Origin of the sequence: Aquabacter albus (assembly GCF_040049275.1) — a bacterium.
In the GTDB taxonomy this organism is placed as follows: domain Bacteria; phylum Pseudomonadota; class Alphaproteobacteria; order Rhizobiales; family Xanthobacteraceae; genus Aquabacter.
The window spans coordinates 83358-94788 of record NZ_JBDZDT010000008.1 but is presented as its reverse complement, the minus strand read 5'-3'; the positions used below and the strand labels follow the sequence as shown (position 1 = coordinate 94788).

Sequence of the window (11431 nt, the reverse complement as noted above, 5' to 3'; positions counted from 1 at the left end):
TCCCGCCGCCCGTCTGCAAGCAACGCTCGAACTGATGCATGAGATCGATAGCATCGCGCGTCCCGCCGATGCTGTCGTGTCGGCGTGGTTTCGGGCTCGGCGCTATATCGGCGATAGGGATCGCGGCCATATTTCCGATTTGCTCTATGCGCTGTTGCGCCACCACGCACGACTGGGCTGGTGGCTGGCGAAGCACGGGCGCCAGGATGTGCCGCGCAACCGGCTGCTGGCATGGCTTGTGCTCGATGGCGGCAAGACGCGGGATCAGGTCCATGGCCTGTTCAACGGCGGGAAATTCGCGCCTGCCGTCTTGATGGATCACGAGCGCGCGCTGCTGGTGAAATTGCAAGGCTGTACAATCGACCATCCGGCCATGCCGGACGAGGTGCGTCTTGAATGTCCATCCTGGGCCCTCGATCCCTTGCGGCGTCGTTTCCAGGACTCGTTCGGGCGCGAGATGGCTGCGCTTCTGGCAACAGCCCCGCTCGATCTGCGCGTCAATCCGCTCAAGTCCACGCGCGAGGCCGCGCTGCGCGCGCTGCGGGATCTTGGTTTGCGGGCCGAAGCATCCCGCATGGCGCCTTTCGGCATCCGCGTGAAAGAGCGTCCCTCATTGGCCAGCCTGCCGATGTTGAGGAATGGCGAGGTCGAAATTCAGGATGAGGGCTCGCAGCTTGTTGCCATGCTGGTTGACGCGCGACCGGGCGAACGCGTGGTCGACTTCTGCGCCGGGGCTGGCGGCAAGACGCTGGCCATCGCCGCGCAGATGGCCAACAAGGGCCATGTCATCGCCTGTGACGTCTCGGACAGCCGCCTGAAGCGCAGCGCCGAGCGTTTCCGGCGTGCGGGATTGCACAATATCGAGACCAGGCCCCTGGCCAGCGAAAGGGATCGCTGGGTGAAGCGCCACAAGGGCTCTTTCGATCGCGTGCTGGTCGATGCCCCTTGCAGCGGCACCGGCACGTGGCGGCGCAATCCCGATGCGCGCTGGCGCACGCTGGGACCCGGGCTCGATAATCTCCTGCCGCTGCAGGCCGGGATTCTGGCGAGCGCCGCGCGGCTCGTGAAGCCGGGCGGACGGCTCGTCTACGCCACATGCTCCATGCTGCCGCAAGAAAATGAGGCGCAGGTGGCAGCCTTCCTGGCGGCGCATCCCGCCTTTCGGGCCGTTCCGCTGCGCGAGGCCGCGCCGCAGTTCACTGATTCAGCGCATCCGGACCATCTGTCGCTGACACCCGCGCGCCACGATACCGATGGCTTCTTTGCTGCCGTCATGCAGCGCGAGCCCACGCCGTCGCCCGAGCAGCCGTCGCCCGAATAATTTCCGGGAACGCTATCTGACCGCGCGCGCCGTTCACTTCCTTGGCAATGGTACGCCCTTCGTGGTGAAGCGCTGCCCCCTGCTGGTGGGCCGCACGGGGCGTTTCGTGCCGGCGGCCTTGCCGGTTCCCGGCGGCTGGTAAGAGGGCACGAGCTGGTCGGGACGCTGGCCGATCAGGTCGGCGCGGCCCATCTCCTTCAGCGCCTCGCGCAGCAACGGCCAGTTGTCGGGGTCGTGATAGCGCAGGAACGCCTTGTGCAGCCGGCGCTGCCGTCCGCCCCGGATCGTCTCGACGGTGTCGCTCGCCCCGCGCCGCACGCCGCGCAGCGTGTTGACGCCGGTGTGGTACATGGCGGTCGCCGTGGCCATGGGAGACGGCAGGAAGGTCTGCACCTGATCGGCGCGGTAGCGGTTCTTCTTGAGCCAGAGGGCGAGGTTCATCATGTCCTCGTCGGTCGTGCCCGGATGCGCCGCGATGAAATAGGGGATCAGATAGTATTTCTTGCCGGCCTGCTGCGCCGCTTCTTCGAACATCTCCTTGAAACGGTCGTAGGTGCCGATCCCCGGCTTCATCATCTTGTCGAGCGGGCCGCGCTCGGTGTGTTCGGGGGCGATCTTCAGATAGCCGCCGACGTGATGGGTCACCAGCTCCTTCACATATTCGGGGCTTTTGACCGCCAGATCATAGCGCACGCCGGAGGCGACCATCACTTTCTTGACGCCCTTCACCTCGCGGACCTTGCGATAGAGGCGGATCAGGTCGTCGTGCGAGGTGTTCAGGTTCGGGCAGATGTCGGGGAAGACGCAGGACGGCAGCCGACACGCCGCCTCGATCTTGGGGTCCTTGCAGGCCATCCGGTACATGTTGGCGGTCGGCCCGCCAATGTCCGAGATCACGCCCGTGAAGCCCGGCGTCTTGTCGCGGATCAGCTCGATCTCGCGCAGGATCGAGCCTTCCGAGCGGTTCTGGATGATGCGGCCCTCGTGCTCGGTGATCGAGCAGAAGGTGCAGCCGCCGAAGCAGCCGCGCATGACGGTCACCGAGAACTTGATCATGTCCCAGGCCGGGATCTTCGCATCGCCGTAGGAGGGATGCGGCGCGCGGGCATAGGGCAGGTCGTAGACCGCGTCCATCTCGTCTGAGGTCAGCGGGATGGGCGGCGGGTTCAGCCACAGGTCGCGGTCGCCGTGGCGCTGGACGAGCGGGCGCGCATTCCCGGGATTGGCCTCCCGGTGCAGCACTCGCGAGGCGCGGGCATAGGCCTCGCGGTCCTGCTCCACCTGCTCGTAGGCCGGCAGCCGGATCACCGTATCGCCGGTGTGGCGGGTCGCGCCCTCATCGGCAGAGTCGAGATCGTCGGCGTGCAGTTCCGTGTAATGCTCAGGCACCCGGCGGAACAGCGCGACGCCCCGGATGGAATCGAGATCGCGTGGCGCCTCGCCGGCGGCGAGCCGGTTCGCCACCTCGACGACGGCGCGCTCGGCGTTGCCGTAGATGAGCAGATCCGCCTTGGCGTCCGCCAGGATCGAGCGGCGCACCTTGTCGGACCAGTAGTCGTAGTGGGCGATGCGGCGCAGCGATGCTTCGATGCCGCCGAGCACGATCGGCACGTCCTTGTAGGCCTCGCGACAGCGCTGCGTGTAGACGATGGTGCAGCGGTCCGGCCGCTTGCCGCCTTCGCCGCCCGCCGTGTAGGCGTCGTCGTGGCGCAGCCGGCGGTCCGACGTGTAGCGGTTGACCATGGAGTCCAGGTTGCCGCCGGTGACGCCGAAGAACAAAGTCGGCTTGCCCAGCGCCTTGAACGGTTCCGCCGATTGCCAGTCGGGCTGCGAAATGATGCCGACCCTGAAGCCCTGGGCTTCGAGCAGCCTGCCGATGATCGCCATGCCGAAGCTCGGATGATCCACATAAGCGTCGCCGGTCACCAGCACGATGTCACAGGCATCCCAACCGAGCGCCGCCATCTCGGCACGGCTCATCGGCAGGAACGGCGCCGCCTTTCCGGACTGCGGCCGGTGGCAGGACAACGACATCACGGTTCTTTGGGCGCTGGCTAGGGTTTCCATGGCGTCCACGCATAAGGCGCCACCGCAGCGAATTCAACTAACCCGGGTTCAGGCCCTCAGCTTTGCGCACTCGTGCCGCGCAGGCCCAGCCTTGCCTAGAGGAGCCGGCGCCATCCGGAGCTGACCATCGACGTCGACCTCTGTGACCGCGTCGTCAACCTGACGGAGGAGGGGATCGACCTTGCCTTCCGGCTCGGCGAGCTGGTGGACAGCGGGCCGGCCGCCCGCAAGCTCGGCCACATGCAATTCGTGACCGTGGCCTCGCCCGCCTATCTGAAGCGCCACGGTGTTCCCAAGGTACAGGCAGGTCGAGTGCTTTTAAATGTTTAATTCAAGTGTTCGAGAGTAGGCGCGTGGTCGTTTGTGGTGGCGCCTAAAGGCTGGCCAGTTCGGGCCATAATTTGGCTCGATGGCAGCGAAGCGTTGGCTCAAATTGTGCTGCCTCGCGGTCAACTTATTCCACCGAGATCCAGCAGATTTTTGACGCCGTCGTCGCCGCTGAACCGCGTTCTGTGCGCAGCTCTCCTCTACAAGGATGTGCCGAAAAGCGGTGTAAGTTGCCGCTGGACCGCGATCTCCGAGTGGCTATCCTCGTCCAGAGAGCCGCGAAGGCGTCGGTTACGACGATGTGAGTGGCCAAGAAATTTGGGGCGAAAACCATGGCCGAGATCGAGTTTTATCGCAAGAACTTACTGATAATCCATCCTGACTTAAATAATCCCGCTCCACAATTGCGCCGCGCCGATAATACAGTTCTTGTAGAGTTGGTTGATGTCACGAAAGACCATGTGACTGTCAAGCGCCAGAAGCAGAGGAATGCGCTGGCGCGTCTTATTGTGCCAAAGAGCAGGAAGTCGTTTTGGGAAACGCCTTCGTCGATCTATAAGGTGTGTCCGGCAACCCCCGGCAACCGAAAAGCATTTCCAGCCTACATCTGTCCCTACAGCGACAACGCTATACATAGCATGATGTTGGGGCAGGCCGCCGAGATCATGTTCACGGGTGAAATGGACGGTTGTACTTTCGGAGTTGGGATGCCAAACCGGGACGGTGGTGTGCGGGTCGCGCATGCAAATGCCCAGCTGAAGGCCACCGGCTCCCAATGGAAGCCGAATTTCACGCCTCAAAGAGAAGAACAGGATCGCATGCTGTCGCTCGCTCGAGCCGATGCGCACACTGTTCAACCCGCAGCCTATAGAGACCGTACCGGACCGCGTGACGGAACGGAAAGGACCGCTGTCATCATTGGCCTGCGCAATCGGGCCACCTGGGAGTTTTACTACCAGAAGCAGCAATCTGACGGTAACGACCTTCGGAATCTGATGGAGCTGGTCAAGATTAATTGAGGCTGCGTGGCCCGTTATGCCTGGAGAGCAAACGACGCTCTCCAGGGCGAAGCCCTCTGCAGACGCGATGGTCTGATTCGCCCCGCCTCCGTTTTCCAAGCGCTGGGGGGCGGAGGCTCAGAGCAGGGGCTTGGGATCGAACGGCTTGTCGCCGACGAGAACCTGAATGAGCGTGACCTGCACCGCGGACAGGTTGATCTGCACATTGTTCACCATGGCCGATTCCAGGGGCAGGATGGCTCGCCACTGGGCGGTGTCTATGGCGCGGAAGAACGCCACGGTCGCGAGGAAGGCCGCATCCAGCGGCAGGTCTATCCTGACCGGGATGTTCGCGCCGGGCGGGACGATCATCTCCCGCTTGGTGATCAGGCTGGTGCCCAGGGCAGTGGCGTCGTCGTTGAACAGGGACTGGAAATCGGCCTGCTGCCACATCTGGTCGTTGCGCAGCGCATAGATGCGCACCATCACGGGCGAGGCCTGCCCGGTGGGCGATGGATTGATGGTCGTATCGGAGAGGATCCGCACGCCGGCGATCGTGACCTTCAGCGCGCTGAAGTTCGAACAGCCCGAAAGCGCCATGGCGCCGCCGAGCATCAGGCCCTTGCTTCCCCGCCGCAGGAAATCTCGCCGCGAGACGAAGGTCCGGGCTGTATCCATGCGAATTGGCATCCCCGCTACCTTCACCTCCGAAGGTCACCCTCACCGCGCTGGCACCACCTCCGGGCGCATCCCGACAGACCATCCGCGATGGGAACGCATATCAGATTGCGGGCAGCGCGACGCATCCTCTTGCAAAGATGCTTAAAACCGCTTGCGGTGGTAGCAGTTAACGGCTTTGAAGAAGCAGCATGACCCCTTTTTGAAACGGGGCTGAGGTCCGCAGGGGAGGCGGTGTCCATTTCCTCCCGTTTTGCGGGCAATTGGGGGGCGGAACACATGGCGTCGCTGGACCTTAAATCCCTCATGTCGCGGCTCAACGAGGTTTGCCGCGGCAGCCTGGAGGGGGCTGCCGGCTTCGCCCTCATGCGAACCCATTACAACGTCGAGCTGGAGCACTGGCTCGCCAAGCTCGTCGGCGACAGCACGACCGACGTGACGCTTATCCTCGGCCATTACGGCCTCGAAATCGGCCGGGTGCAGCTCGACATCAACAAGAGCCTCGATCGCCTGCGCGCCGGGAACAGCCGCCCGCCGGGCCTCTCCCCCGATATCATCGAGACCGTCAAGGAAGCTTGGCTGCTGTGCTCCATCGAAACCGGCCTGAGCCAGGTGCGCTCCGGGCATGTGCTCTGGGCCATGCTGGCGGACGATTCCCTCCGCCTGCGGCTCAACGACATCTCGGCCGAGTTCCGCGGCCTCTCGGTCGATGCGCTGCGCAAGGATTTTGCCGCCATCACCGCCAATTCGTCCGAGCAGAAGGCGGCTGCCTTGCCCGATGCCGGGAGCGCCGCGAGCGGCGTGCCGGGTGCCCCCGGCCAGACCCAGGGGCAGGATGCTCTTGCCCGCTTCACGGTGGATCTCACAGCGCAAGCCAAGGCCGGCAAGATAGACCCCGTGCTCGGTCGCGATGAGGAGATCCGCCAGATCGTGGATATCCTGATCCGGCGCCGGCAGAACAATCCGATCCTCACTGGTGAGGCGGGAGTGGGCAAGACCGCGGTGGTGGAAGGGTTCGCGCTCCGCATCGTCGCGGGCGACGTGCCTCCAGCCCTGCGCAACGTGCAGCTTCGCTCCCTCGACCTCGGCCTGCTCCAGGCCGGCGCCAGCATGAAGGGCGAGTTTGAAGGGCGCCTGCGCGCGGTGATCGACGCGGTGAAGGCCTCGCCCATCCCCGTGATCCTGTTCATCGACGAGGCGCATACGCTGGTCGGTGCCGGCGGAGGCGGGGCGGGCGGGGATTCGGCGAACCTGCTGAAGCCCGCCCTCGCGCGCGGCGAGTTGCGCACGATCGCAGCCACCACCTGGGCGGAATACAAGAAGTACTTCGAGAAGGATGCCGCCCTCACTCGCCGCTTCCAGGTGGTCAAGGTGGAGGAGCCCTCCGAGCCGGTGGCCATCGCCATGCTGCGCAGCCTCGTCCCGGTCCTGGAGAAGTACCACAAGGTGCGCATCCTCGACGAGGCGGTGAGCGAGGCCGTGCGGCTCTCGGCACGCTTCATCCCGGCCCGCCAGCTTCCCGACAAGGCCGTCTCGCTTCTCGACACTGCCTGCTCGCGCGTCGCGGTCAGCCAGACCACCATTCCCGCTGCCATCGATGACCGCGACCGGCGTCTGGTCATCCTCGAGGCGGAACTGGACCTTCTCCGCCGCGAGACGGCGGTGGGCTCCGATCATGCCGCGCGGATCCAGTCCCTGGAGCAGGAATGCACCGAGCTGCGCGAGGAGCGTGACGCGCTGAACAGCCGCTGGGAGGAAGAAAAGGGCTTCGTGGAGCGGCTCGGCGTCCTGCGCGACCAGCTCGAAGGCAAGGAGCCGCTGCCCGACGGTGAAGCGCTCGCCCAGGAATTCCGCGACATCAGCGCCAGCCTCGTGGCGCTCCAGGGCGAGACGCCCCTGGTGTTCCCGCTGGTCGCTGCTCAGGCCGTGGCGCAGGTGGTGCAGAACTGGACCGGCATCCCTACAGGCCGCATGCGCACGGATGAGATCCGCAGCATCCTCACTCTCCAGGCCACCATGGAGCAGCGGATCATCGGCCAGTCCCACGCGATCGCGGCGGTCGCTCAGGCGATGCGGACCTCACGCGCCCGTCTGACTGATCCGCGCAAGCCACTTGGTGTGTTCCTGATGGTGGGCCCCTCGGGCGTCGGAAAAACAGAGACGGCTCTGACCCTGGCCGATCTGCTCTATGGCGGCGAGCACAACCTCACCACCATCAACATGTCCGAATTCAAGGAAGAGCATAAGGTCAGCCTGCTCATGGGCAGCCCTCCCGGCTATGTGGGTTATGGCGAAGGCGGCATCCTCACCGAGGCGGTGCGCCGCAAGCCCTATTCCGTGATCCTCCTGGACGAGATGGAAAAAGCCCACCAGGGCGTGCAGGACGTGTTCTTCCAGGTCTTCGACAAGGGCCAGATGAAGGACGGCGAAGGCCGGGACATCGATTTCAAGAACACGGTCATCATCATGACCTCGAACGCAGCCTCGGATCTCATCTCCAAGCTGTGCGCCGATCCCGAGACGGCCCCGGACCCGGGCGTGCTCGCCGAGGCCCTGCGGCCGGAGCTGCAGAAATATTACAAGGCGGCCTTCCTCGGCCGCGTGACCCTCGTGCCCTACCTGCCGCTCTCGGACGAGATGATCCGCAAGATCGTCGTGCTGCAGCTGGAGCGCATCCGGCGGCGTGTGGCGGATGCCTACGAGGCCAGCTTCGAATACGACCCGCAGCTTGTGGAGATGATCGCGGCCCGGTGCACCGAAAGCGCGTCCGGCGCGCGCAACATCGAGAATATCCTCTCCCGCACCCTGCTGCCGGAGCTCTCCGTCCACGTGCTGGAAGCGCTGGCGGAGGGCACCATCATCACCCGCACCGCCGTCGGCCTCGGTGCGGACGGCCAGTTCACCTATCGTGTGGGCTGATATCTCCGAAGGATCCCACCATGCCGCCGGCCGCCCGAATGGGAGATAATGTGCTTCAGACAGCGCCGCATTGCCATGCGCCCATGCATCCCGCGGCGCCGGTGCCCACGCCGATGCCCCATCCGGCCATGCCGCTTGCCATCATGAAGGGATGCCCCACGGTCCTGATCGGCAACATGCCGGCGGCGCGCATGACGGATACCACGGCGCCGTGCATGCTCGCCGGCTGCGTGCCGGGAGGGCCGGGCATGATCCTGAAGGGGTCCGCGACGGTGCTCATCGGCAGCATGCCGGCGGCGCGCGTGGGCGACAGCACGCTTCATTCGGCGTGCGTTGCCCCTCTGCCGAGCCCGAGCGGGACGATCCTTCCGCCGGGTTGCCCCACTGTGATGATCGGCGGCTAGGCGTGCGCCGGCTGCATTTCGAGACCCTGAAGCCGGTCTGCCCGGCGTGCCGCCTGCGGCGCCGCGAAGCGCCGCTCGAGCTCGCGCCCGGCGCCATGATGCAGGACGACGCGGCGTGGACGGGGGTGCTGCGCTGCACCGCGCAGGATTGTGCCCAGGCCTATCCCATCATTGCCGGCACCCCGATCCTTGTGCCGGACCTGCCATCCTGGCTGTCGGCCAACTTGCATCTCGTGCTGGAGAGCGAGGTGGAGGGCACCGACGCGGAAGCCGTAATCGGCGCCGCGGTGGGGCCGGACGCAGCTTTCAACGTGGCACGGCAGCAGCAATCCACTTACGGCCACGACCATTACGGCGATCTGTTCGAGCCGGTGCCAGTCGGTTCCGATGCGGAAGCAGCGGGAAGCATCCGCCGCCTGCTCGCGGCGGTGCGCGCGCTTCTGAAGCCGGCGGACGGCCCCGTGCTGGACATTGGCTGCGCGGTGGGGCGCACGACGCTTGATCTCGCCGCCGGCGCCTCGGCGCCGGTGCTGGGAATAGACCTGAACTGGCAGTTGCTAAAAATCGCCAGGAGGGCCATCGACCAAGGCGTTGTAAGCTACCCCTTGCGCCGGGTCGGCAATCGCTTCGAGCGCAGGTCCGTGCGTGCGTCGTTTCCCGGCGCCAACCACGCCGACTTCTGGATCGCAGATGCCCTCGCGCTTCCGTTCCGCAGTGGCACCTTTCGCCAAGCCTTCGCCATGAACGTGCTCGACTGCGTGGCCGACCCTGCGGGACTGGTCTGCGAAATGAGCCGGGCCCTTTCGGGGGAGGGGGAGCTTGCTTTGGCGACTCCCTTCGATTGGGCTTCGCATGCCACCAATCCGTCGGGTTGGCTGGAAAGCCCCGTCGCGCTGGAAAGCATGCTGGCCGGTATCAAGGACGCGTTGGCCGGGGAGGGCGGACGTCGGCTGGTCTCCATCGCGCCGCCGGCCGAGCAGCCTTGGCATGTGCGTCTCCACGATCGTGCCGCGGTCCATTACACAAGCCAGCTTCTCACCTTTCGATGCAGCGTCGATCCCGGGGAGATAGCTCAAGAAACCTGAAAAAATTGATTTCTCACGACTGAAGCGGGCGTAGGAAGCCTCTTCATAGTGTGACATGGTGCGGCCACGCTTCGTCTCGCGAAATCGGCCTTCGCCAAGGTGCGGTTTTGAAAGCGGGATGGGAAGCTGGCGGGGTTAGGGCGTCGATTTGAAATGTTAAGCTAAGGCCCGCGGAGACAGCTTCTCGGGCGCTGGAGGGGGGAGCTCAAGCATGGCCATCTACCTGAACTATGACGGTATCCAAGGTGAGGCGACGCAGGAGAGCCACAAGAAGTGGATCGACGTGCTCTCGCTCTCCTGGGGGGTGGGCCGCGGCATCTCCACCCCGGCGGGTTCCACCAATAACCGCGAGGCCTCCGAGCCGTCCTTGAGCGAAGTCTCGATCGTCAAGCTGTTCGACGCTTCCTCCCCGAAGCTGTTCACCGAATCGTGCACCGGCAGCACCGGCAAGACGGTGAAGATCGACCTGGTGACCACCGGCAGCCCGGGCGTGACCTTCTGCACGTACACGCTCACAAACGCGCTGATCTCGTCCTACTCGGTCTCCTCCGGGGGTGACAGGCCGACGGAGTCTCTCTCCATCTCCTTCACCAAGCTGGAATTCAAGTTCACGCCGTACGACGACAAGAACAAGCCCGGTACTCCGGTCACCGTCTCCTACGATATCGCCACCACCAAGAGCTCATAGAAAGTCACAGCGAGTTCTTGGTGCAGAATCCGCGCACATCGTCTTGAGGGTGGAGATCGTCTCCAACTTTGCCTCATATGGAAGCTTCGAGGCTGGTCGCAATTTCTTCCAGAAATACGTATCGGATCTCCAGGTTTCATTCCGTTCGCGAAATCGAGCCCCATCGGCAACGGGGTTCGCAGAACTTCCAGTCTCTAATAGTTCGCGGTCGGGGAAAAAACCGGCCTTGCCGGAAGCGCTTGAAGTATGAATTCATGCGGTCGGCGATATTCCTCGGTACACATCTCTCAGTGTATGAATAAAGCACAATCAGGAGGGGCAGCATGGCGATTTACGTGAATTACGATGGCATCCAGGGTGAGGCAACACAGGAGAACCACAAGAAGTGGATCGACGTGATATCGCTCTCCTGGGGGGTGGGCCGCGGCATCTCCACTCCGGCGGGCTCTGTCAATAATCGTGAAGCATCAGAGCCTTCGATCAGCGAAGTCTCCATCGTCAAGATGTTCGACTCTGCCTCTCCGAAGCTGTTTACCGAGGCATGCACCGGCAACACGGGCAAGACGGTGAAGATCGATCTGGTCACTACCGGCAGCCCCGGCGTGACCTACTGCACCTACACGCTCAGCAATGCTCTGATCTCGTCCTATTCGGTCTCTTCCGGCGGGGACAGGCCGACAGAGAGCGTTTCCATCTCTTTCACCAAGCTGGAATTCAAGTTCACGCCCTACGACGACAAGAACAAAGCCGGCACTCCCGTCACGGTCTCCTACGATCTCGCAACGACGAAAAGCGCCTGATCGCGCCCCGCACCCGCTTTGTCATCATCACGGTGCGCGAAGTCTTTCGACCTCTCGCACCGTGAGGTTTCATTCCGGGAGCACGGTAGAAGTGACACGAAGAGGGTGCCGATGATCGCCTCGCTCGCCGGTGGCAAGGAATTG

Annotated in this window: 9 protein-coding genes and 1 pseudogene; 8 read left to right on the top strand and 2 right to left on the bottom strand. The window is 64.1% G+C overall.

The window, feature by feature from the left end:
- Positions 1-34 precede the first annotated feature (34 nt).
- Positions 35-1321 carry an RsmB/NOP family class I SAM-dependent RNA methyltransferase gene (locus ABLE91_RS20690; protein WP_348933893.1) on the top strand — a complete coding sequence of 429 codons (1287 nt, stop codon included), beginning with the start codon at positions 35-37 and terminating at the stop codon, positions 1319-1321.
- A 33-nt stretch (positions 1322-1354) separates the two neighbouring features.
- On the opposite strand, the gene ABLE91_RS20685 is transcribed toward ABLE91_RS20690, so the two are convergent.
- Positions 1355-3388, bottom strand: a complete 2034-nt coding sequence (locus ABLE91_RS20685) for a YgiQ family radical SAM protein (protein WP_348933891.1) — start codon at positions 3386-3388, stop codon at positions 1355-1357.
- 117 nt (positions 3389-3505) lie between these two features.
- Here ABLE91_RS20685 and ABLE91_RS28980 point away from each other — a divergent pair.
- Both ABLE91_RS28980 and ABLE91_RS20680 read left to right on the top strand, forming a co-directional pair.
- Positions 3506-3718 (top strand): annotated as a pseudogene (locus tag ABLE91_RS28980) (LysR substrate-binding domain-containing protein); the annotation flags it as partial.
- A 329-nt stretch (positions 3719-4047) separates the two neighbouring features.
- Positions 4048-4734: a hypothetical protein gene (locus ABLE91_RS20680; protein WP_348933889.1), complete on the top strand. Its 687-nt coding sequence runs from the start codon at positions 4048-4050 to the stop codon at positions 4732-4734.
- Positions 4735-4851: 117 nt separating this feature from the next.
- Here ABLE91_RS20680 and tssJ read toward each other — a convergent pair whose 3' ends face one another.
- Positions 4852-5391, bottom strand: a complete 540-nt coding sequence (tssJ, locus tag ABLE91_RS20675) for a type VI secretion system lipoprotein TssJ (protein WP_348933887.1) — start codon at positions 5389-5391, stop codon at positions 4852-4854.
- 279 nt (positions 5392-5670) lie between these two features.
- Between tssJ and tssH the strand changes: the two genes are divergently transcribed.
- From tssH to ABLE91_RS20650, 5 genes are all read left to right on the top strand, one after another.
- Positions 5671-8310 (top strand): type VI secretion system ATPase TssH, encoded by a 2640-nt coding sequence (gene tssH, locus ABLE91_RS20670; protein ID WP_348933885.1) that lies wholly within the window; start codon positions 5671-5673, stop codon positions 8308-8310.
- 50 nt (positions 8311-8360) lie between these two features.
- Positions 8361-8714 carry a PAAR domain-containing protein gene (locus ABLE91_RS20665; RefSeq protein WP_348933883.1) on the top strand — a complete coding sequence of 118 codons (354 nt, stop codon included), beginning with the start codon at positions 8361-8363 and terminating at the stop codon, positions 8712-8714.
- Positions 8715-8716: 2 nt separating this feature from the next.
- Positions 8717-9799, top strand: a complete 1083-nt coding sequence (locus ABLE91_RS20660; RefSeq protein WP_348933881.1) for a methyltransferase domain-containing protein — start codon at positions 8717-8719, stop codon at positions 9797-9799.
- A 211-nt stretch (positions 9800-10010) separates the two neighbouring features.
- Positions 10011-10487, top strand: coding sequence for an Hcp family type VI secretion system effector (locus tag ABLE91_RS20655; protein WP_348933879.1), 477 nt, complete (start codon positions 10011-10013; stop codon positions 10485-10487).
- Between the two features lie 323 nt (positions 10488-10810).
- A complete protein-coding gene (locus ABLE91_RS20650; RefSeq protein ID WP_348933878.1) occupies positions 10811-11287 on the top strand; it encodes an Hcp family type VI secretion system effector in 477 nt (158 codons plus the stop codon).
- Positions 11288-11431 lie beyond the last annotated feature (144 nt).

Coding starts and splice junctions, on each gene's coding strand:
- ABLE91_RS20680 (WP_348933889.1), top strand. CDS start 4,048: ATGGCCGAGATCGAGTTTTATCGCAAGAACTTACTGATAATCCATCCT.
- ABLE91_RS20655 (WP_348933879.1), top strand. CDS start 10,011: ATGGCCATCTACCTGAACTATGACGGTATCCAAGGTGAGGCGACGCAG.
- ABLE91_RS20690 (WP_348933893.1), top strand. CDS start 35: ATGCATGAGATCGATAGCATCGCGCGTCCCGCCGATGCTGTCGTGTCG.
- tssJ (WP_348933887.1), bottom strand. CDS start 5,391: ATGGATACAGCCCGGACCTTCGTCTCGCGGCGAGATTTCCTGCGGCGG.
- ABLE91_RS20685 (WP_348933891.1), bottom strand. CDS start 3,388: ATGGAAACCCTAGCCAGCGCCCAAAGAACCGTGATGTCGTTGTCCTGC.
- tssH (WP_348933885.1), top strand. CDS start 5,671: ATGGCGTCGCTGGACCTTAAATCCCTCATGTCGCGGCTCAACGAGGTT.
- ABLE91_RS20650 (WP_348933878.1), top strand. CDS start 10,811: ATGGCGATTTACGTGAATTACGATGGCATCCAGGGTGAGGCAACACAG.